The sequence below is a fragment of the Cupriavidus sp. 01L46 genome, assembly GCF_056399905.1.
In genome coordinates this window covers 1-22,422 of sequence record NZ_JBFTSF010000055.1, presented here as the reverse complement: position 1 = coordinate 22,422, position 22,422 = coordinate 1, and the positions used below count along the sequence as shown (strand labels likewise).

Here is a 22,422-nt window from a genome sequence, read left to right as displayed (position 1 = left end):
TTCTCTTGTTCCGAACCAAAAAACATCGATGCGATGAGACTCAGTGTGGGAATGGCCAGAGCCGCAGCTTCTCCTTCGCGATCTGCCACAGCCGTGCCAGGCCATGCGGCTCCACCACCAGGAAAAAGATGATCAGCCCGCCGAACACCATCAACTGGATATGCGACACGGCGGCGTTGGTAAAGGGCAGGTGCAGCAACGCGGCCAGCGGCGGCAGCGCGATGTCCAGGAAGATCGGCAGCAGCAAGATGAACGCCGCGCCCAGGAACGAGCCAAGGATGCTGCCCACGCCGCCGATGATGATCATGAACAGSACGCGGAASGARAGGTCGAGCGAGAAGCCGTCCGGCTCGACCGAGCCCAGGTAGCAGAACGCATAGAGCGCGCCCGCCACGCCGCAGTAGAACGAGCTGACGGCAAAGGCCAGCAACTTGGTGCGCATCAGCGGAATGCCGATCACYTCCGCCGCCACGTCMATGTCGCGCACCGACATCCAKGCGCGCCCGGTCGASGAGCGCACCAKGTTCTTGGCSRCGATGGCCAGCACCGTCACCAGCATCAGCACGAASAGRTACTTCTTCACCGGCGTATCGATGGCGATGCCAAACAGGTTCAACTGCTGCGCGGTGATCACGCCCGATGAGCTGTTGTTGGAGAACCAGGGAAACTTGGTCAGCGCCCACACCACGAAGAACTGCGCGGCCAGCGTCGCCACCGCAAGGTAGAAGCCCTTGATGCGCAGCGACGGCAGGCCGAACGCCACCCCCACCAGCGCCGCCGACAGTCCGGCGAGGATAAAGGTCAGCAGCACCGGCAGGCCCTCGATGCGCAGCTGGAAGTTGTAGGCCGCGTAGGCGCCCACCGCCATGAAGGCCGCGGTGCCAAGCGAGAGCTGCCMCGCGTAGCCCGTGAGGATATTGAGCCCGAGCGCGGCCAGCGCGAAGATCAGGAACGGGATCAGGATGGCCGAGAACCAGTACTCCGAACCCAGCAGCGGAATCGCCACGAAGGCCACCGCCATCAGCACCGCAAAGCCGATGCGGTCCTGACGGATGGGGAAGATCTGGCTATCGGCAACGTAGGTGGTCTTGAACTGGCCGGATTCACGGTAGAACATGTTTTCTCTCCTGTGGCGCGGGCCGCTCAGACACGATCGATGTGTTTCTCGCCGAACAGCCCCTCTGGCCGCACCAGCAKGAACAACAGCGCAAACACATAGGGGAACCAGCCTTCGATACCACCGAAGTTGCCGCCAAACGCGGACTGGAACACAGGCGGGATATAGATCTCGGCCAGCTTCTCCGAGGCCCCGATGATCAGCCCGCCGACGATGGCGCCGGGCACCGAGGTAAAGCCGCCCAGGATCAGCACCGGCAGCGCCTTCAACGCAGTCAGTGTCAGCGCGAACTGCACGCCATTGCGCGAGCCCCACAGCATGCCCGCCACCAGCGCCACGAAGCCCGCCACGCCCCAGACAATGGCCCAGATATGCTGCAGCGGAATCCCCAGCGACAGCGCGGCCTGGTGATCGTCCGCCACCGCGCGCAATGCGCGGCCCACCTTGGTGTACTGGAAGAACAGCGCCAGCGTGCCCACCAGGATGCCGGCGATGCCCGCCGCCGCCAGGTCGAACTTGGATACCACGATATTGAAGCGCGTCAGGATGGCTTCGATGGGCTCGTCGACGATKCCGAGGTTGATCGGGCGCACTTCATTGCCGAACAACAGCGGCCCCAGCCCTTCGAGGAAGAAGGACAGCCCGATGGTGGCCATGAACAGCGTGATGGGTGGCTGGTTCACCAGCTTGCGCAGCACCAGCCGTTCGGTGCTGATGCCGACCACCACCATCACGCCAAACGCGCCGATCACGGCCGCCCACATCGGCAGTCCCTTGTCCATCAGCCCCACCACCGCCAGCGCGGCAAAGTACACCATCGCGCCCTGCGCGAAGTTGAACACGCCCGACGCCTTGTAGATCAGCACGAACCCCAGTGCCACCAGCGAGTACATCAACCCCGACAATAAGCCGCCGATCAGGATTTCAAAGAAGAACGTCATGGTTGTCCTTGTCTTGCAACTGCATCAGTGACCAGCGCCCAGGTAGGCGCGAATCACATCCGGGTTGGCCTTCACCGCTTCGGGCGTACCGTCGCCGATCTTCTTGCCGTAGTCCAGCACCACCACACGGTCGGAGATGTCCATCACCACGCCCATGTCGTGCTCGATCAGCACGATGGTGGTGCCGAACTGATGGTTCACGTCCAGGATGAAGCGGCACATGTCCTGCTTCTCTTCCACGTTCATGCCGGCCATCGGTTCGTCGAGCAGCAGCATCGAAGGCTCGGCCGCCAGCGCGCGCGCCAGCTCCACGCGCTTTTGCAAGCCGTAGGGCAGGCGCCCCACCGGCGTCTTGCGGATCGCCTGGATCTCGAGGAAATCGATCACCTCCTCGACCTTGCGCCGGTGCTGCATTTCCTCGTTGCGCGCCGGGCCCCACCACAGCGCATTGGCCAGCAGGCCGCTGCGGAACCTGGTGTTGCGCCCGGTCATGATGTTGTCGAGCACCGTCATGCCCTTGAACAGCGCGATATTCTGGAAGGTGCGTGCGATGCCCTGGCGCGCCGCGGCGGTGGGATGCATCTTGCGCCGCTCCTCGCCACGAAACACGATGCGGCCTTGCTGCGGGTGGTAGACCCCGTTGATCACATTGAGCATCGAGCTCTTGCCCGCGCCGTTGGGGCCGATGATGGCGCGGATCTCATGCTCGCGCACGTCAAACKAGATATCGGTCAGCGCCTTCACGCCGCCGAAAGCCAACGAGATATTCTGCAGGTCGAGTATCACGTCGCCGGCCTGCCGCACCTGCGCATGCTCCATCTGAACCCCGCCGAGCGCTTGCGCTGTTGCCCCCGCACCCGCGGACGCGCCGCTCCACACCGGCTGGCCATCGCCGCCGCGCTCCACGCCTTGCCATGCCATTTGCGTCATCCCCCTGCCCCCGCTCATGCCGCGCGCTTCGCACCGGCGGTGGCCGGCGAGAAGCGCTTTACATCGACCAGCTTCAACGTGGCCGAGACGCTGCCTTCACGCCCGTCCTCGAACTTCACGCGCGTCTCGATGAACTGCTCCGGCTTGCCGGCGTACAGCGCTTCGATCAGCGACGCGTATTTCTCGGCGATATAGCCACGCCGCACCTTGCGCGTGCGGGTGAGCTCATCGTCGTCCGGATCGAGTTCCTTGTGCAGGATCAGGAAGCGCGAGACCTGCGAGCCAGCCAGCATGGCATCGGCGGCGAGGTCGGCATTCACCTGCTCGACGCACTCGCCGATCATGGCGATCACCTCTGGCTGCGCCGCCAGGTCGATGTAGCCCGCGTAGGCCAGGTGGCGCCGCTCGGCCCAGTTGCCCACGGCTTCGAAATCGATGTTGATGAACGCGCAGACGCTGTCGCGGCCGGTGCCGAACGCCACCGCTTCCTTGATATAGGGAAAGAACTTGAGCTTGTTCTCGATGTACTTGGGCGCGAACATGGCGCCGTCGGACAGCTTGCCCACGTCCTTCGCGCGATCGATGATCTTGAGGTGGCCATCGGCGTCGATCACGCCGGCGTCGCCGGTCATGAAATAGCCTTGGTCGTTGAGCGCCTCGCGGGTGGCATCGTCGCGCTTGTAGTAGGCCTTCAACAAGCCCACGCCGCGCACCAGCACTTCGCCGTTCTCGGCAATGCGGATCTCCATGCCCGGCGCGGCGGGCCCTACCGAATCGAACTTGACCTTGCCATCCGGCTGCAGGCAGACATAGGCGCAAGTTTCGGTCTGGCCGTAGAACTGCTTGAGGTTGACGCCGATCGAGCGATAGAAGCGGAACAGGTCCGGGCCAATCGCTTCGCCCGCCGTGTAGCCCACGCGGATGCGGCTCATGCCGAGCACATTGCGCAGCGGCCCGAAGATCAGCGCCTCGCCGGCCACGTAGCGCAAGCGGTCGGCCAGCGGCACCGGATTGCCGTCGAGGATGTCGGTGCCGCAGCGGCGCGCCACGCCCATGGCCCAGTGAAAGAGCTTGCGCTTGATCCAGCCCGCATCTTCCATGCGGATCATCACCTGCGTGAGCAGGTTTTCATAGATGCGCGGTGGCGCGAAGTAATAGGTGGGACCGATCTCGCGCAGGTCGGTCATCACCGTCTCGCGTGATTCCGGGCAGTTCACGGTGAAGCCCGCCACCATGGCCTGCGCATACGAGAACAGGTTGTCGCCCACCCATGCCATCGGCAGGTAGGACAGCACGTCGTCCTTCGCGGTCAGGCCATCGAACGCGCAGCCGTTGCGCGCCGCGCCGATCAGGCCGCGATGCGAGTGGCACACACCCTTGGGCTTGCCGGTGGTGCCGGAGGTGTAGAGGATGATGGCGGTATCCTCGGGCTCGCCCGCGGCAACGGCCGCATCGAAGTATCCGGGATTGGCGCGATCGAACTCGCGGCCGATTTCCTGCAGGCGCTGGTAAGGCATCAACGCCGGATGATCGTAGTCGCGCAGCCCGCGCGGGTCTTCATAGATGATATGGCGCACCTTGCGGCCCTGCGCGGCAAGCTGCTCCTCCACCTCCAGCAGCTTGTCCACCTGCTCCTGGTCCTCCACGATGGCGAAGTCGATCTCGGCATCGTTCAGCACATAGATCATCTCGCCGGCAATGGCATCCTGGTAAAGCGGCACCGGCACGCCGCCCATGGCCTGCGCTGCACTCATGGCCCAGTACAGGCGCGGACGGTTGTCGCCGATCACCGCCAGGTTCATGCCGCGGGAAAAGCCCAGCGCAGCCAGGCCGCACGCGAGCGCGCGCACCTCCTGCGCGGTCTGCGCCCAGCTAAAGGTTTGCCAGATCCCGAGATCCTTCTCACGGTAAGCCGGGCTTCCCGGCCGCTGCTGCGCATGCGCAAGCAACAAGCGCGGGAAGGTCGTCGCCGACGGTTCCTGCATGGATGTCTCCTGTCCCTCCGGCGCGGGGGTCCGCCACCGGTGCCAAGCCTGCTGCCGCTGGTTATACTTGGCCTGTTTTGCCCGGCGGCGCTTCTGCCGCAACGCAACAAGCCCGCCGCGCCTGTCCTGGCGCGCATTTGCGGTTCGTGGTGATCGTAAGATAGTCCATGCCATTTCCCCCGGTTGTCACGCCGATGACAATTCCGGGTTAATCCCTACGGGGGAGGTTCTCCAGGTCATGCTCAACGATTTCGTCGACCGCTGCGTGTGGGCAGCCGAGCTCAGCGAAGAACAACGCGACACTGTCCGCCGCGCCATGTGCGTGCGCGAGTATAGCCAGGGCGACTATGTCTGCCATAAAGGCGATATGGCGGAGCACTGGATGGGCGTGCTGGAAGGGATCGTCAAGATCACTACCGTATCGCCGTCCGGTAAGTCGGTCACATTCACCGGTGTGCCTACGGGGGGCTGGTTTGGCGAAGGTGCCGTGCTCAAGGGCGAAATCCGCAAATACGATGTGATGGCGCTGCGGCGCTCGCGCATTGCGTTCCTGCCGCGCGAGACTTTTCAGTGGTTGCTGGATACCAGCTTGCCATTCACCCGGTTCCTGCTGACGCAGTTCAATGAGCGGCTGGGGCAGTTCATTGCCGCCGTGGAATACGAACGGCTGCTCGATATCGATTCGCGGGTGGCGCGCGCGGTGTCGTCGCTGTTCAATGAGCACCTGTACCCTGGCCTGGGGACCACGCTGGAGATCTCGCAGGAAGAAATCGGACTGCTGGCGGGCATATCGCGGCAGCGGGCCAACCAGGCGCTAAAGGTGCTGGAGCAGCAGGGACTGGTGAAGGTCGACTACGGCGTGATCGAGGTACTGGACCTGGAGGGGCTGCGGCAGTACGGCGAGTAGGGCCGCCAGGCCCCTCGCGGCCACCTTGCGGCTTGGCCCGATGCGGCGTGGCGCGCAGTCAACGGAATACGCCGACCGCTTCCACCAGCCGGTTGGCCTGCTGTTTCAGGCTCTGTGCGGCGGCCGCGCTCTGCTCCACCAGCGCCGCGTTCTGCTGGGTGATGCGGTCGAGGTCGCCGATGGCATCGCCAACCTGGCTGATGCCCGCGCTCTGCTCGGACGTAGCCAGGCTGATCTCGGCAATCAGGTCGGAGACGCGCCTGACCTGGGCCACGATGTTGTCCATGGTCTGGCCGGCGTCATTGACCAGCTGGGCCCCCGAATCGACCTTGTCCACGCTGGCGCCGATCAGCGCCTTGATCTCCTTGGCCGCGCTGGCGCTGCGCTGCGCGAGCCCCCGCACCTCACCGGCCACCACCGCGAAGCCCCTGCCCTGTTCCCCGGCCCGCGCGGCTTCCACCGCGGCATTCAGCGCGAGGATATTGGTCTGGAACGCGATGCCGTCGATCACGCTGATGATGTCGGCGATCCGCTTCGAGCTGCTGCTGATTTCCTCCATGGTMGCCACCACCTGCGACATTGCCTCGCCACCCTTGGCGGCCTCGCTGCTGGCGGAGCCGGACAACGCGTTTGCCTGGGCCGCAGTTTCGGCATTGCTCCTGACCGTGGCCGTCATCTGCGTCATCGACGACGCCGTATCCTGTACGTTGGATGCCGCCTGCTCGGTACGCAAGCTCAGGTCGCTATTGCCCTGCGCGATCTCGCTGCTTGCGCCTTGCACGTTCAGCACCTGCTCGCTCACGTCATCGATCAGCCAGCGGAACATCAGGCCAAGCTGGCTGATCGTGCGCAGCGTCATGCCGATCTCGTCCACGCGGTCCATATGCTCGACCTGCTGGCTTTCGCCGGACGCCACGCGCAGGGCCTGTTCCATGACCCGCTCCAGCGGCCGCGAGATCTGCGCCTCCAGCCAGCCGGAGACCAGCATCAGCATGGCGGCGACGATGCCGCCCAGGCCGGCCAGCGGCATCCCGCCCATGCCAAGCGTAGCCGCGCCAATGACCGAGGCCGGCAGCAAGGTCGCCAGTGCGCCGCGGATGCGCCAGCGCACCGGCATGGTCTTGAAGGCCGACGCCCACCGCTTCCAGCCGCCCTGAATGATCAGGCCCTTGTGAAAACGCCGCTGGCCGGCACTACCCTCGCGGAAGTCCTGGTAAAGCCGCCCGGCGGCGTCAATTTCCTCGCGCGAGGGCTTGGTGCGCACCGACATGTATCCCACCGGCTTGCCGTTGCGCACAAGCGGCATGGCGTTGGCGCGTACCCAGTAATGGTCGCCGTCCTTGCGCCGGTTCTTCACCAGCGCCGTCCAGGGCTCGCCGCTCTTGAGCGTGGCCCACATATCGGCGAACGCCTCGGCCGGCATATCCGGGTGCCGCACGATATTGTGGGGCTGGCCCTGGATTTCCTCGCGTGTGAAACCACTGACATCGACGAAGGCCGCGTTGGCATAGGCAATGCGGCTTTCGGTGTCGGTGGTCGACATCAGCGTCGCATTCTCAGGCAGTTCGTATTCGCGCTGCGAGACGGGTTGGTTGTTGCKCATAAAGATTCCCCATCGGTTTTCCAAAGCACGCGCGACGCACAGGCAGTGCCACGACTGCGGCGGCGCGTAGTGCATATCCGCGTTTACGGGAATATCCTTACAAAGCTTTAGCGATTAGGGATCAATGAAGCCATTCAACCGGTTTTACTGGAATCAAAACTGATTTCTCTCAGCCGCCACCGATTTTTTATCCTCACAGGCTTGACAATATTTTTTAATACGATCGTTCCAAAAAATAATTAATGATATCGATTCTTATTTATTGGGTGAGAAAACAGCAAATACCCGGGAGCCAAAACGAGCGTGCCGCGAGCGAAAAAAAAGCTGGCGGCGGATCGCTCCGTAGCCAGCTCTTCTAGCATCCCCCTCCCCGCGGGAGAGGAGGACTTTGCCTCTTTGACTGCGTCAATATTACTTGCTGTAGACGTACACACCGCGGCCCGTCTTGCGGCCGAGATAGCCCGCCGCCACCATTTCGCGCATCAGCATGGCCGGGCGGTATTTCGGGTCGGCAAATTYGGTGTACAGCACCTCCATCACCGCCAGCATCGTATCCAGGCCGATCATGTCAGCCAGCGCCAGCGGGCCGATCGGGTGGTTGCAACCCAGCTTCATGCCTTCGTCAATTTCTTCCGGCGACGCCAGGCCTTCGCCCAGTACGCAGAACGCCTCATTGATCATCGGGCAGAGAATCCGGTTGACCACAAAGCCCGGATTGTTCTTCACGGTGATGGGGTACTTGCCGAGGTTCTTCGACAGTTCTTCCACCAGCGCGTGCGTGGCATCGCTGGTCTGMAGGCCGCGGATCAGCTCCACCAGGGCCATCATCGGCACCGGGTTGAAGAAGTGCATGCCGATGAAGTTGCCCGGGCGGCTGGTGACGGCGGCCAGCTTGGTGATCGAGATCGACGAGGTGTTGGACGCGACGATCACGTTGTCGCCGACGATGCTATCGATCTGCTTGAGGATCTTGACCTTGAGGTCGAAGTTCTCGGTGGCGGCTTCGATCACGATGTCGGCGGCCTTGAGCGCGTCATAAGACGTGGAGCCCTTGATGCGCGCGAGTGCGGCGTCCTTGTCGGCTTCGCTGATCTTGTCTTTCTTGATCAGGCGATCCAGGCTGCTGCCCACGGTGGCGATGCCCTTGTTCACCGCTGCGTCGCTGATGTCCACCATCACTACGTCCAGGCCCACCACCGCGCACGCTTGCGCGATGCCGTTGCCCATGGTACCGGCGCCTACGATGCCAACTGTCCTGATTCCCATCTTGTCTTCCTTGTTGCTGGTTGCTTGATTCTGGCGTGGCGCGCTGCGGTCACGGCGCACCGAGGTATCTGCTCAGGCTTCGCCCAGCGCGGCGATGATGCGCTCGGCGTGCTGGCTGAGGATTTCCGGATCCTGCATGTCGCTGCCGTGGCCGCGCAGGGTGCGCTCGGCGTAGCGCGGCACGATGTGGAAATGCACGTGCGGCACGGTCTGGCCCGCGGCGGCGCCGTTGAACTGGCCGATCGAGATACCGTCCGGCGAGAAGGCGGCGCGCACCGCGCGGGCGACGCGCTTGGTGGTGCGGATGGCGGCTTCGGCACCAGCGTCGGAAAGGTCGAACAGCTCGGCGGCGGGTTCCTTGGTCACCACCAGTACGTGGCCGTCCGACTGCGGCATGATGTCCATGAAGGCGATGGTGTCGGCGTCTTCATACACCTTGTTGCAAGGCAATTCGCCACGCAGGATGCGGGCGAAGATATTGTTGGGATCGTACACGGTACTCCTGATTGGTCTTGGTCTTGATCTTCGCTGGCGCTCGCTGTCCGCAAGGCGACGCGGCTGGCGCAAACGTCAAGTTTAACGCAGGGGCCTCGCACGAGACAGCCCCTGGCTCACGGATCACATATTGCGGCGGTACTGGCCTCCCACCTCAAACAATGCATGCGTGACCTGCCCGAGCGAGCACACGCGCACCGCGTCCATCAGCACCGCAAACACGTTGTCGTTGTCGATCACGGCCTGGCGCAGCCGCTGCAGCATGGCCGGCGCCGCATCCGCGTGACGGGCGTGAAAGTCCGCCAGCCGCGCAAGCTGCCCCTGCTTCTCCTCTTCGCTGGAACGCGCCAGTTCGAGCGATCGCGGCGTCGCGTCGCCATCGGGATTGCGGAACGTATTGACGCCGATGATGGGCAGCGTGCCGTCATGCTTGCGCTGCTCGTAGTACAGCGATTCGTCCTGGATCTTGCCTCGCTGGTAGCCCGTCTCCATCGCGCCAAGCACTCCGCCGCGCTCGGCGATGCGCTCGAACTCCTGCATCACCGCTTCTTCCACCAGGTCGGTCAGCTCATCGATCAGGAAGCTGCCCTGGTTGGGGTTCTCGCATTTGGCCACGCCCCACTCGCGGTTGATGATGAGCTGGATCGCCAGCGCGCGGCGCACCGATTCGCCGGTGGGCGTGGTGATGGCTTCGTCGTACGCGTTGGTGTGCAGCGAATTGCAGTTGTCGTAGATGGCGATCAACGCCTGCAGCGTGGTGCGGATATCGTTGAAGTCGATCTCCTGCGCGTGCAGCGAGCGGCCGGAAGTCTGGATGTGGTACTTGAGCTTCTGGCTGCGTTCGTTGGCGCCGTACTTGTCGCGCAGCGTCACCGCCCAGATGCGGCGCGCCACGCGGCCCAGCACGCTGTATTCCGGGTCCATGCCGTTGGAGAAGAAGAACGACAGGTTAGGCGCGAAGTCATCGATATGCATGCCGCGCGCCAGGTACGCCTCCACATAGGTGAAGCCGTTGGACAACGTAAACGCCAGCTGCGAGATCGGGTTCGCCCCGGCCTCCGCGATGTGATAGCCGGAGATCGACACCGAGTAGAAATTGCGCACCTGGTGATGGACGAAGTACGCCTGGATATCGCCCATCACCTTGAGCGAGAACTCGGTCGAGAAGATGCAGGTATTCTGGCCCTGGTCTTCCTTGAGGATATCGGCCTGCACCGTGCCGCGCACGTTCTGCAGCACCCACGCGCGGATCTTGGCTTCCTCGTCGGCGGTGGGCTCGCGGCTGTTATCGGCGCGGAACTTGTCGAGCTGCTGGTCGATGGCGGTGTTCATGAACATCGCCAGGATGGTGGGCGCGGGCCCGTTGATGGTCATCGACACCGAGGTCGACGGACTGGTGAGATCGAAGCCGTCGTACAGCACCTTCATGTCGTCGAGCGTGGCGATCGACACGCCCGAGTTGCCGACCTTGCCGTAGATGTCCGGGCGTGTGTGCGGGTCCTCGCCGTACAGCGTGACCGAATCGAAGGCGGTGGACAGGCGCTTGGCGTCCATGCCCTCGGAGACCAGCTTGAAGCGGCGGTTGGTGCGAAAGGCATCGCCCTCGCCGGCAAACATGCGGGTGGGGTCTTCGTTCTCGCGCTTGAAGGCGAACACGCCTGCGGTGTAGGGGAAGCTGCCAGGCACGTTCTCGCGCAGCAGCCACTTGAGCACTTCGCCATCGTCCTCGAAGCGTGGCAGCACCACCTTGCGCACCGTGGTGCCGGACATGGTAGTGGTGGTGAGCGTGGTGCGGATTTCCTTGTCGCGGATCTTCACCACGTATTCGTCGCCGCTGTAGGCCTTGCGCATCTCCGGCCACATCGCCAGCAGCTTGCGCTCCTGCGCGCCGAGCGCGGCGTCGCGTTCGGCGGCGAGCGCCTGCAGCGCTTCGCCCTGGTCTTCTTGCCCGGAGGCCGCCAGCAGCATGCGGCGCGCCTCGCGCAGTTGCTGGCGCTCGYGCGCCAGCCGGCTTTGCGCATCCACGCGGCGATGATAAGCGCGCACCGTGTCGGCGATCTCGGCCAGGTAGCGGTTGCGCGCCGGCGGGACGATCACGTTCTGGCCGGTGGAGACGCGCCCGCTCAACTGCGGCAGCACACCGGCCGGCGCACGCATGCCGCGCGCGCACAGCGCTTCGCGCAGGCCCTGGTAGAGCATGGTTATGCCGTCGTCGTTGAAGCGCGACGCCTGGGTGCCGTACACCGGCATCTCCTCGGGCCTGGCATGCCACTGCTCGCGGTTACGCTGCACCTGCTTGGCCACATCGCGCCACGCGTCCTGCGCGCCCTTGCGGTCGAACTTGTTGATGGCGACAAAATCCGCGAAGTCCAGCATGTCGATCTTCTCGAGCTGGCTGGCGGCGCCGAACTCGGGCGTCATCACGTAGAGCGACAGGTCCACGTGCGCAACGATGGCGGCGTCTCCCTGCCCGATGCCCGAGGTCTCGACGATGATCAGGTCGAAGCCGGCCACCTTGCAGGCCGCCAGCACATCGGGCAGCGCCCGCGAGATCTCCGAGCCGGCCTCGCGCGTGGCCAGCGAGCGCATGAAGATGTGCGGGTGGTTGATCGCGTTCATGCGGATGCGGTCGCCCAGCAGCGCGCCGCCGGACTTGCGGCGCGACGGGTCGATCGAGATCACCGCAATGGACAGCGCATCGCGCTGGTCCAGCCGGATGCGGCGGATCAGCTCATCGGTCAGCGAGGATTTGCCCGCGCCGCCAGTGCCGGTGATGCCGAGCACGGGCGTCTTCACCTTGGCAGCCTCGGCGCGCAGCGCGTCGGCCAGCGCGGGATCCGCCTTGCCGTTTTCCAGTGCCGTGATCAGCTGCGCGAGCGCGCGGCGGTCGCCGCCCTTCATCGCATCGAGCGTGGTGGGGGCATAGCGCGCCAGGTCGATATCGCAGCGCTGCACCATGTCGGCGATCATGCCGGCCAGGCCCAGGCGCTGGCCGTCTTCCGGGCTGAAGATCCGCGCCACGCCGTAGGCTTGCAACTCGCGGATCTCGTCCGCCACGATCACGCCGCCGCCGCCGCCGAACAACTGGATGTGCTCGCCGCCGCGCTGGCGCAGCAGGTCCACCATGTACTTGAAATACTCGACGTGGCCGCCCTGGTAACTAGAGATGGCGATGCCCTGCACGTCTTCCTGCAAGGCCGCGCTGACCACCTCGTCCACTGAGCGGTTATGCCCGAGATGGATCACCTCGCAGCCCGAGGACTGCAAGATGCGCCGCATGATGTTGATGGAAGCGTCGTGGCCGTCGAACAGCGAGGCTGCGGTGACGAAGCGCACCTTGTTGACGGGCCCTTTCGGTCCCTGCGCCTGATGGGGAGCGCCGGGTTGAGCGCCCTTCTGCACATCGGAAAGATCGGTCATTGTCTCCACCACGTTCGGTGTTCTGGCTGGCCGCATGACGTCCATGGCTGCCGCTCTGGAGGCGGCTCGGATCTAACACGCGAGCGGTCTGGCTAGTGCCGGCGCAACGGCTTGATTATATGACGTTTACGTTAACGGCAATCAATCCACGGCGGCRCCGATTGCCGCTCGGCGCGGCGCGGCCAGCCACATGAACATCCTCGCATAGTTGGCGCGACGATGTGGAGGGAGGGAGCGAGGCATCGGGGGAGTTCGATGCCGGCAAACGGCATTCTGGCGAGCGCATGACCAGACACTTGGCCAGGCTTCTACCAATACGGATGGGAGCGGGATGACCGGACACGCGCTGCGCGCGGTCCGGCCGGGATCCTCTCAGAGGCCCGGTTCCGGGCACTGGCCGGCACCTGAGCCACGGCGCTCGCCAAAGCGGCGCTTCAGCGCACTCGCCAGCCCGCCCAGCCAGCGCCACGACGACGGGGCCGGCGTCTCGGCCAGCGTGAAGCGCGCGCCCTCGCTTTCGCCGGACAACCATACCCGGGCGCCGGCAGGCAGCGCAAAGACGGCTCCCGGCAGCAGCCAGATATCCGCGTGGTGGCCTTCCACCGTGAGCCAAAGGCGGCCTTCGACCGCCTTCACGCGCTGGCCTTCGCGGGCGCGCCAGCTCACCGGCTGGCCCAGTTCATCGAATTCGAAGATCCTTAGTTCGCGCATTTCATCACTCCTGTTCTGCATTGCGGCCATGTCTCTCGTGCCCGCCGGCCCGGCCAGTGCCGGCACTTCTGCCGCATGCCTTCCATTATTCACAGCGCAAACTACAATCCCATGAACAGTTGCGAACAGTTTGACATGAACTGTTCAGTAGTTTTTCCTGACACTTCCCCCTGCACCCTGCCGATGAAGCTGACCCTCGTTCCCGCCACCGGCGTGCCCCTGACCGACCAGATCGTCAACGAGGTCAAGGCCTGGATCAGCGCGCGCGAGGTGCGCCCCGGCGCGCGCCTGCCGTCGATCCGGCAGCTCGCGGCGGAGCATGGCATCAGCCGTTTTCCGGTGATCGAGGCCTATGACCGGCTGGTTTCGCAGGGCCTGCTCGATTCCCGCCACGGGTCGGGCTTCTTCGTCGCGGACAGCCCGCTGCTGGCGCGCGGCGCCAATGGCTGGTCGGACCCGCGTCTGGCGGAGGATTTGTCGGACCATATCCTGGAGCAGTTCAACCATCCCAGCGCCACGCTCAAGCTGGCGGGCGGCTTCGTGCCCGAGAGCTGGCGCGACGTGGAGGGGCTGACCCAGGCCATCCGCCAAGTCTCGCGCAACGACATCAACAGCGTGATCCACTACGCCACGCCGATGGGCAGCCCGGAGCTGCGCCAGCATGTGCTGACCCGCGTGCGGCAGCTCGGCATCGCAGCGGAGCTGCCGCAGGTGCTGATCACCACGGGCGCCAGCCAGGCGCTGGACCTGGTGGTGCGGCGCCTGCTCAAGCCGGGCGATACGGTGTTCGTGGAGGATCCTGGCTACTACAACCTGTTCGGCCTGCTGCGCCTGCACGGGGTGCGGCTGGTGGGGGTGCCGCAAACCCGCAACGGGCCCGACCCGGACGCCGCCGAAGCGCTGCTGCGCGAGCACAAGCCTAAGCTGTTCTTCACCAACAGCGTGCTGCAGAACCCGACCGGCTCGACCCTCTCGCCGCCGGTGGCGTTCCGCCTGCTGGAGCTGGCGCGCCGGCACGGCTTCCGTTTTGTCGAGGACGATATCTTCTCGGACTTCCAGACCAACTACACGGACCGGCTGGCCACGCTGGACCAGCTCGAGCACGTGATCTACATCGGCGGTTTTTCCAAGACGGTGTCGGCCTCGCTGCGCGTGGGCTACCTTGTGGCCGACAAGGCGCTGGTGAAGGACCTGGTGGATGTGAAGGTGCTAACCAGCGTAGCGGGCTCGCATTTCGCGGAGAGCGTGACGGCGGCGCTGCTGGAGCGCGGCGCCTACCGCAAATACATGGAGCGGCTGCGGCTGCGGGTGCGCCAGGCCACCGCGCGCGCGGTGCAGCACCTGGGCGACGCCGGCTGGGAAGTGTATTGCGAGCCAGCGGGCGGCAATTTCCTGTGGGCTCGTACGCGCGGGATCGAGGATTCGCGCGAGCTGGTGACCCTGGCCGAGCGGCATGGGGTGACGCTGGCGCCTGGCAATTACTTCCGGCCGGGCGGCGAGGGCTCGGCCTGGATCCGCATCAACTCCGCCTTTGTCGAGGAGCCACGCGCGCTGGCCTTCCTGCAAGAAGCCGGCGCGCGCGAAGGGTAACCGCAGGCGGCGTCAGGCGCCGCCGTGCAGCACCGCGTTGCGGCGCGCGTAGAGGAAGTAGATCGCCAGGCCAATCGCCAGCCACGCCAGGAAGGCCACCCAGGTCAGCGGCTGCAGGTGGGCCATCAGGAACAGGCAAAAGCCCACCGACAGCAGTGGCACCACCGGCACGCCCGGGCAGCGGAAGGCGCGTGGCAGGTCCGGCCGTGTCTTGCGCAGCACCAGCACCGCCACCGAGATCAGCGTGAAGGCGGACAGCGTGCCGATATTGATCAGCTCCGCCAGCACATTGAGCGRCACGAAAGCCGCGATGAAGGCAAACACGATGCCCAMCGTCCACGTGGCGAAGAACGGCGTGGCATGCACCGGATGCACCTTCGACAGCCGCTCCGGCAGCAGCCCGTCGCGCGACATGGCAAAGATGATGCGGGTCTGGCCGAAGGTCATCACCAGGATCACCGTGGTCATGCCCAGGATGGCGCCAAGATCCACGAATCCCGCCACCCAGTTCTCGCCCGCGTACTGCAGCGCCAGCGATACCGGATGATCGATGCCCGCGAACTTGGCGAAGGGCACGATGCCGGTCATGATGGCCGCCACCGTCACGTACAGCACGGTGCAGACCGCCAGCGAGCCAATGATGCCGATCGGCAAGTCGCGGCGCGGGTTGCGCACTTCCTCTGCGGCCGAAGTCACTGCGTCGAAGCCGATAAAGGCGAAGAACACCAGCGCGGCCGCATTGAAGACGCCTTCCAGCCCAAACGGCGCGAACGGATGCCAGTTGGCCGGCTTGACGTGCCACACGCCCACCCCGATGAAGAGCAGCACCACCGCAATCTTGATGGCCACCATCACGTTGTTCAGGCGCGCCGACTCGCGCACGCCGTAGGACACGACCCAGGTGATCAGCAGCATGATCGCGGCAGCCGGCAGGTTGAACAGCGTCTGCACACCCGGCACGGCACCGGGTGCGGCGGTGAGCATGACCGGCAGGTGAATGCCGAAGCCCGCTATCAGCGACTGGAAATAGCCCGACCAGCCCACCGACACGGCCGAGGTCGCAAGGCCGTACTCAAGCAGCAGGTCCCAGCCGATCATCCACGCCACGATCTCGCCGAGCGTGGCGTAGCTGTAGGTGTAGATGGAGCCGGAGACGGGGATCGCGGACGCGAACTCGGCGTAGCAGAGCGCGGCAAACCCGCAGGCCAGTGCCGCGATCACGAAGGAGACAGTCAGCGCCGGGCCCRCCGTGAGCGCGCCGGTGCCCGTCAGCACGAAGATGCCGGTGCCGATGATGGCGCCGATGCCCATCAGGATCAGGTCGACGGGACCGAGCACCTTTTTCAGGCCATCATCGCGGGCGGCGGCCAGCATGGCCTCGATGTTCTTGGTGCGGAACAGACTCATCGGCGGGTACTCCTGGCGCGCTGGGCGGCTTTGAAAAGCGGCGTATTTTAGCGTGATGGGGTGGGCGGATTCGTCACTTTCGGGATGGTCCGTGTTTCTTTGGGCGGCGATGGTTTTTGCACCCAAGTGCCATACGACATCGTCCTGCGGGGTTGGTCGCTGTTTTTTTGATCGGCGATGGCGTTTGCACCCAAGTGCCATACGACATCGTCCTGCAGGGTTGGTCGCTGTTTTTTTGATCGGCGATGGTTTTTGCACCCAAGTGCCATACGACATCGTCCTGCGGGGTTGGTCGCTGTTTTTTTGATCGGCGATGGCGTTTGCACCCAAGTGCCCTACGACAYCCCCCTGCGGGGGCTGCCGGTCACTTTTCTTTGACCGGCAAAGAAAACTAACGAAAAGAAAGCCGCCCTGCCGGGAGCAGAGCAATCAGGCTGTTTTTGCCTCGGTGGTTGCGTCGTATGGCCCGGAGTGTTGGCTGGCGTGCCTTACCGGCCCGAAGGGCATCGTAATTTCATGACCCGATGGTCACGTGGTGGTGCCCCTCATCGCTTTGCTCGGTGAGCGTTCGGGCATCTGCCGTTCGCGGTGCGTAGCACCACGATCCTGCCTGCTTTAGTGGTTTCGTGGTTTTGTCTCTGGCGGCTAGCACCGGGGTATTTGATGCCCTGCCGCACCGGCGCGGGCGGCACCTTGCTATCGCCCCCTGGTTTCGTGGTGGGCACCGTGGCCCGTTCGCGGGGGCCGCGCTCGCACCTCACGGCGCTCGTCCTCCGAGACAAAACCACGAAACCAGCCACACCCGAAACGGCGCAGCACTTCGCCCCGCGAACGGCAGATGTGGGAACGGTCACCGCATACGAGGTCAGGGGCCGCACCACGTAACCAATGGGTCATGCCGTAGCGATGTCCTTTGGGCCGGTAGAATCCGCTAGCCAACACTCCGGGCCGTACGACGCAACCACAGACGCCCAAACAGCCTTATTGCTCTGCTCCCGGCAGGGCGGCTTTCTTTTCGTTAGTTTTCTTTGCCGGTCAAAGAAAAGTGACCGGCAGCCCCCGCAGGGGGATGTCGTATGGCTCTTGGGTTCAAAAACCAACGCCGCTCAAAGAGACAGCGACCAACCCCGCAGGGCAACGTCGTATGGCCCTTGGGTACAAAAACCAACACCGCCCAAAGAAACTAGCAACAACCCAAACACCCCATCATCAATCCGCCCCCAATACCCTCACTTAGCCACCGGCATCGTAAACTCMGCCCCCTTCCCAATGCTGTCAGGCCAGCGCTGCATGATGCTCTTGTACCGCGTGTAGAACCGAATACCTTCCTCCCCATAAGCATGATGATCGCCAAACAGCGAGCGCTTCCACCCGCCGAACGAGTGCCATGCCATCGGCACCGGGATCGGCACGTTGATGCCCACCATGCCTACCTGGATCTGGCGCGAGAACGCACGTGCCACGCCGCCGTCGCTGGTGTAGCAGGACACGCCGTTGCCGTACTCGTGGCCGTTGATCAGGTCMACCGCTTCGGCCAGGTCATGCACGCGCACCACCGACAGCACCGGGCCGAAGATCTCTTCCTTGTAGATGCTCATGTCCGGCGTGACGTTGTCGAACAGCGTGCCGCCCACGTAAAAACCGTCTTCGTGACCCTCGACCTTGTGGCCGCGGCCGTCGGTCACCARCTTGGCGCCCTCTTCCACGCCCTTGGCGATATAGCCCTCTACCTTGGCCTTGTGCGCGGCGGTCACCAGCGGGCCCATCTCGGCATCGTCTTCCATGCCGTTGCGGATCTTCAGCGCGCGCGCGCGTTCGGCCAGGCGCGGCACCAGCTTGTCGGCGACATCGCCCACCGCCACGGCTACCGAGATGGCCATGCAGCGCTCGCCGGCCGAGCCATAGGCAGCGCCGATCAGCGCGTCCACGGCCTGGTCGAGGTCGGCGTCGGGCATCACCACCAGGTGGTTCTTGGCGCCGCCCAGGGCCTGCACGCGCTTGCCGCGCTTGGTGCCTTCGGTGTAGATGTACTCGGCGATCGGCGTGGAGCCGACGAAGGACARCGCCTGCACGTCCTTGTGCGCCAGTAGCGCATCGACAGCTTCCTTGCCGCCTTGCACCACATTGAACACGCCATCCGGCAGGCCGGCCTGCTTGAGCAGATCTGCGATCAGCAGCGAGGGCGAAGGATCGCGCTCGGACGGCTTGAGCACGAAGGTATTGCCGCAGGCCAGCGCCACCGGGAACATCCACATCGGCACCATCACCGGGAAGTTGAACGGCGTGATGCMGGCCACCACGCCCAGCGGCTGGCGCAGGTTCCAGTTGTCGATGCCGCCGCCGATGTTGTCGGTGAAGTCGGTCTTGAGCAGGTTGGGAATGCCGCAGGCAAACTCGACAATCTCCACGCCGCGGGTGACTTCGCCCTTGGCATCGGAGAACACCTTGCCGTGCTCGCGCGTGATCAGCGCGGCAAGGTCGTCATGGTGGCGGTCGAGCAGCTCCTTGAACTTGAACAGGATGCGCGCGCGCTTGAGCGGCGCGGTCTCGGACCAGGCCGGGAACGCGGCGTGGGCCGCAGCCACGGCGGCATCCACGTCCTGCGCCGAGCCGAGCGCCACGCGCCCGGCCACGGCGCCCGTGGCCGGGTTGAAGACGTCGGCAAACCGGTCCGACGAGGCGGCGCGCACGGTCCCGCCAATGTAGTGCGCAATGTCGGCGATCTGCCGGTTCTCTGCGATGTTCACGTCAGTGTTCCTTGTCTTGTCTCCGCGGCCACGGCATTCGCTGCAATCGCGGTAATCACTGCAGTTCTTGCAGCACCTTCTTCACGGTGTCGAACATCTCTTCGATCTGCGCCTCGGTGATGATCAGCGGCGGCGAGAAAGCGAGGATATCGCCGGTGAAGCGCACCAGCACGCCGCGCTCCAGGCATTTCAGGAAGGCCTCGTAGCCACGCGCGCCGGGCTGGCCGGGACGCGGCTCCAGCTCGATGCCGGCGACCATGCCGAGGTTGCGGATGTCCTTCACATGGGGCGCGCCGCGCACGCCATGCACCGCTGCTTCGAACTTCGGCGCCAGCTCGGCGGCACGGCCGAACAGGTTCTCGTTCTTGTAGATATCCAGCGTGGCGATGGCCGCGGCCATGGCCAGCGGGTGGCCGGAATAGGTGTAGCCGTGCAGGAACTCGATGGCGCCCGGCGCCGCGGCATTGACCACGGTGTCGTGCACTTCGCGCCGCACCGCTACCGCGCCCATCGGCACGGCGGCGTTGTTGATGGCCTTGGCCATGGTGATCAGGTCCGGCGTGACCTTGAAGCGCTCGGCGGCGGTGGCCGCGCCCAGGCGGCCGAAGGCGGTGATGACCTCGTCGAAGATCAGCAGGATGCCGTGCTTGCTGGTGATCTCGCGCAGCTTTTCCAGGTAGCCCACCGGCGGCACCAGCACGCCGGCCGAGCCGGCCAGCGGCTCGACGATGACGGCGGCCACGTTGGACGGGTCGTGCAGCGCCAGGATGCGTTCCAGGTCATCGGCCAGGTGCGCCCCCCAGGTTGGCTGGCCCTTGGAGTAAGCCGCCTCGGCAATATTCAGCGTGGCCGGCAGGTGGTCCGTGCCGGGCATCAGGTTGGCCGAGAAGGCCTTGCGGTTGGGGCCGATGCCGCCCACCGCCATGCCGCCGAAACCAACGCCGTGATAGCCGCGCTCACGTCCGATCACGCGGGTGCGCTGGCCTTCGCCACGGGCGCGGTGATACGCCAGCGCGATCTTCAGCGCGGTGTCGACCGATTCCGAGCCCGAGTTGGTGAAGAAGATGCGGTCCAGCCCGGCCGGCATGATGGCGGCCACCTTGGTGGCGGCCTCGAAGGTGAGCGGGTGGCTCATCTGGAACGGTGGCGCGTAGTCCAGGGTCTGCACCTGGCGGGCGACCGCGTCCGCGATCTCCTGGCGGCAATGGCCGGCAGCGACGCAYCACAGGCCGGCGCAACCGTCGAGGATCTGGCGGCCGTCATGCGAGGTGTAGTACATGCCGCTGGCGGAGTCGAGCAKGCGCGGAGCCGCCTTGTACTGGCGGTTGGCGGTAAACGGCATCCACAGGGCATCGAGATCGGGGATCACAGTCTTGGCGGCATCCATACATCCTCCTCAGGAGCAATTGGCATTGGCTTGGGCGGCGGCTGGCGCCGCCCGGGTTGTCAGGTGATTCTGGTGAATGCGGCCACTGTAGCGGCCCTGTCCGGCTTAAAGAATATACGGTCGACAGAACCTCGCCTTACCGTACAGTTAAGAGTGAGGCAACTGTACAGATCAAGAGATACCAGAACCAGGCGGCCGCACCCGCGGATCCAGCCACCCCGCTCACCATGGCGGCTAAAGTCCCGCTGGCAGCCGGATTCACGTTGCAGCGCCGCAAAGCCCGGCGCCGCCATGCGGCTTCCCACCGAACCGGTACGGCCATTAAACTGTACAGGTCCATCCTTACATGTCACGCATGCTTAACCTCGAACTTGTCCGCAGCCGGCGCAGCGGCGACACCCTCACTGAGCAGATCGTGGCGGGCATCGCCAGCCTGGTGGACCGGCGCGTGCTGCGCGCCGGCGTCGCGCTGCCGTCGGTGCGGCGCTTTGCCCAGCAGCATGGGGTCAGCACCTTCACCGTGGCCGAGGCCTACGGCCGCCTGACCGCGCTGGGTTACCTGAGCGCGCGGGTGGGCTCGGGCTACACGGTGGCACACCGCCACGCCCCCGCCGGCCAGGCGCCGGCGGCACGCTGGGAGGCGCCGGGGCTCAACGCCGCGTGGCTGCTGTCGGATGTGTTCGCCGATCATTCGGTGCCGATCAAGGCGGGTGCGGGCTGGTTGCCGGGCGACTGGCTCAACGAGGAAGGGCTGCACCAGGCCATGCGCGCCGCGGCGCGGGTGCCCGCCGCGCAGGTCTCGGGCTACGGCCACCCTTACGGCTTCGCCGCGCTGCGCGAGCATATCGCCGCCGGGCTCAGCCAGTACGGCATGCCGGTGCAGGCCCAGCAAGTGGTGCTGACCCAGGGCGCCACGCAAGCGCTGGACCTGGTGGTCCGCACGCTGTTGCGCCCGGGCGACACCGTGCTGGTGGAGGACCCCTGCTACTGCAATCTGCTGCAGATCCTGCGCCTTGCGGGCTTGCAGGTGGTTGGCGTGCGCCGCACCGCCAGCGGGCTCGACACCGACGCGCTCGACCATGCCATCCGCACCCATGCGCCGCGCGCGCTGTTCGTCAATACGGTGCTGCAGAACCCCACCGGCGGCACGCTCACCAGCATGAACGCGCACCGCGTGCTGCAACTGGCCGAGCAGTACCGGCTGCTGGTGGTGGAGGACGATATCTACCGCGAGCTGGCGCCGCCCGGCTCACCCATGCTGGCGGCCATGGACGGGCTCTCGCACGTGATCTACGTCAACGGGTTTTCCAAGACCATCACGCCATCGCTGCGGGTCGGCTACCTCGCGGCCAGCCCGGAGCTGGCCAAGGCACTCGCCCGCACCAAGATGGCCGTGGGGCTGACGTCATCGGAAGTGACCGAGCGGCTGGTGTACTCGGTGCTGACCAGCGGCCACTATGGCCGCCATGTGGCGGCGCTGGCCGAACGGCTACGCGCCCAGCAGGACCGGATCACGGAGAAGATGGAAGCCCACGGGCTGGAGGTGATGCTGCGCCCGGAAGGTGGGATGTTCGCCTGGGCAAGGATGCGGCCGGAAGACGGCGGCGACCAGGCCGCGCTGTCGGGCAACCGCCTGGCGACGCTGGCGCTGGAGCACGGCATCTGGCTGGCGCCGGGGTCCTACTTTGAACCGGAAGAAGGCGACTCGCCGTGGATACGGTTCAACGTGGCAACCAGCGATGAACCCGCGCTGTGGCGATTTTTTGACGCGCTGCGCAGCCGGCAGGCGCAAGGCGCGGAAACAGAATCCGTCTCCCGCGGCACGCGCGCCCMGCGCGCAGGCATGGTCAGGCTGGCCTGAGCGTCGTGGCCTCAGGCCAAGCCAGCCACATTTGCAGGATCAGAAGCGATAACGC

15 protein-coding genes are annotated in these 22,422 nt (G+C 65.1%); 3 read left to right on the top strand and 12 right to left on the bottom strand.

Features of this window, described 5'->3' with window-relative positions; all coding sequences use genetic code 11:
- Positions 1-40: 40 nt before the first annotated feature.
- Genes AC1DS3_RS12360 through AC1DS3_RS12345 form a run of 4 tightly spaced genes read right to left on the bottom strand, consistent with a single transcriptional unit; the run spans position 41 to position 4,973 of the window.
- Positions 41-1,117: a branched-chain amino acid ABC transporter permease gene (locus AC1DS3_RS12360; RefSeq protein WP_477127253.1), complete on the bottom strand. Its 1,077-nt coding sequence runs from the start codon at positions 1,115-1,117 to the stop codon at positions 41-43.
- Between the two features lie 26 nt (positions 1,118-1,143).
- A complete protein-coding gene (locus AC1DS3_RS12355) occupies positions 1,144-2,058 on the bottom strand; it encodes a branched-chain amino acid ABC transporter permease (protein ID WP_477127252.1) in 915 nt (304 codons plus the stop codon).
- Positions 2,059-2,082: 24 nt separating this feature from the next.
- Positions 2,083-2,988, bottom strand: coding sequence for an ABC transporter ATP-binding protein (locus tag AC1DS3_RS12350; protein WP_477127251.1), 906 nt, complete (start codon positions 2,986-2,988; stop codon positions 2,083-2,085).
- A gap of 14 nt (positions 2,989-3,002) precedes the next feature.
- Positions 3,003-4,973: an AMP-dependent synthetase/ligase gene (locus AC1DS3_RS12345; protein ID WP_441632209.1), complete on the bottom strand. Its 1,971-nt coding sequence runs from the start codon at positions 4,971-4,973 to the stop codon at positions 3,003-3,005.
- 238 nt (positions 4,974-5,211) lie between these two features.
- On the opposite strand from AC1DS3_RS12345, the gene AC1DS3_RS12340 reads away from it, so the two are divergent.
- Complete coding sequence (locus AC1DS3_RS12340; RefSeq protein WP_441632207.1) at positions 5,212-5,880, top strand: Crp/Fnr family transcriptional regulator; 669 nt, start codon at positions 5,212-5,214, stop codon at positions 5,878-5,880.
- Between the two features lie 58 nt (positions 5,881-5,938).
- Here AC1DS3_RS12340 and AC1DS3_RS12335 read toward each other — a convergent pair whose 3' ends face one another.
- The 5 genes from AC1DS3_RS12335 to AC1DS3_RS12315 all read right to left on the bottom strand — a co-directional run bounded on the left by AC1DS3_RS12335 (position 5,939) and on the right by AC1DS3_RS12315 (position 13,375).
- Entirely contained in the window at positions 5,939-7,483 is a 1,545-nt protein-coding gene (locus AC1DS3_RS12335) for a methyl-accepting chemotaxis protein (RefSeq protein WP_477127250.1), read from the bottom strand.
- A 411-nt stretch (positions 7,484-7,894) separates the two neighbouring features.
- A complete protein-coding gene (locus AC1DS3_RS12330) occupies positions 7,895-8,749 on the bottom strand; it encodes a 3-hydroxybutyryl-CoA dehydrogenase (RefSeq protein WP_477127249.1) in 855 nt (284 codons plus the stop codon).
- Between the two features lie 72 nt (positions 8,750-8,821).
- Positions 8,822-9,244: an HIT family protein gene (locus tag AC1DS3_RS12325; RefSeq protein ID WP_441632202.1), complete on the bottom strand. Its 423-nt coding sequence runs from the start codon at positions 9,242-9,244 to the stop codon at positions 8,822-8,824.
- Between the two features lie 123 nt (positions 9,245-9,367).
- Positions 9,368-12,664, bottom strand: coding sequence for a fused isobutyryl-CoA mutase/GTPase IcmF (gene icmF / locus AC1DS3_RS12320; protein ID WP_477127248.1), 3,297 nt, complete (start codon positions 12,662-12,664; stop codon positions 9,368-9,370).
- 372 nt (positions 12,665-13,036) lie between these two features.
- The gene (locus AC1DS3_RS12315; protein ID WP_441632199.1) at positions 13,037-13,375 is read right to left on the bottom strand and encodes a DUF2917 domain-containing protein; all 339 of its coding nucleotides are present in this window, start codon (positions 13,373-13,375) and stop codon (positions 13,037-13,039) included.
- Positions 13,376-13,558: 183 nt separating this feature from the next.
- Here AC1DS3_RS12315 and AC1DS3_RS12310 point away from each other — a divergent pair, with 183 nt between their 5' ends.
- Entirely contained in the window at positions 13,559-14,965 is a 1,407-nt protein-coding gene (locus AC1DS3_RS12310) for an aminotransferase-like domain-containing protein (protein ID WP_441632197.1), read from the top strand.
- 12 nt (positions 14,966-14,977) lie between these two features.
- Here AC1DS3_RS12310 and AC1DS3_RS12305 read toward each other — a convergent pair whose 3' ends face one another.
- The 3 genes from AC1DS3_RS12305 to aptA all read right to left on the bottom strand — a co-directional run bounded on the left by AC1DS3_RS12305 (position 14,978) and on the right by aptA (position 20,506).
- Positions 14,978-16,372 (bottom strand): amino acid permease, encoded by a 1,395-nt coding sequence (locus tag AC1DS3_RS12305; protein WP_477127247.1) that lies wholly within the window; start codon positions 16,370-16,372, stop codon positions 14,978-14,980.
- Positions 16,373-17,601: 1,229 nt separating this feature from the next.
- Positions 17,602-19,119, bottom strand: coding sequence for a CoA-acylating methylmalonate-semialdehyde dehydrogenase (locus AC1DS3_RS12300; RefSeq protein ID WP_477127246.1), 1,518 nt, complete (start codon positions 19,117-19,119; stop codon positions 17,602-17,604).
- Positions 19,120-19,174: 55 nt separating this feature from the next.
- Complete coding sequence (gene aptA, locus AC1DS3_RS12295) at positions 19,175-20,506, bottom strand: omega-aminotransferase AptA (RefSeq protein WP_477127245.1); 1,332 nt, start codon at positions 20,504-20,506, stop codon at positions 19,175-19,177.
- 355 nt (positions 20,507-20,861) lie between these two features.
- Between aptA and AC1DS3_RS12290 the strand changes: the two genes are divergently transcribed.
- On the top strand, positions 20,862-22,367 hold the full coding sequence (locus AC1DS3_RS12290) for an aminotransferase-like domain-containing protein (RefSeq protein WP_477127257.1): 1,506 nt from the start codon (positions 20,862-20,864) through the stop codon (positions 22,365-22,367).
- Positions 22,368-22,422: the final 55 nt, after the last annotated feature.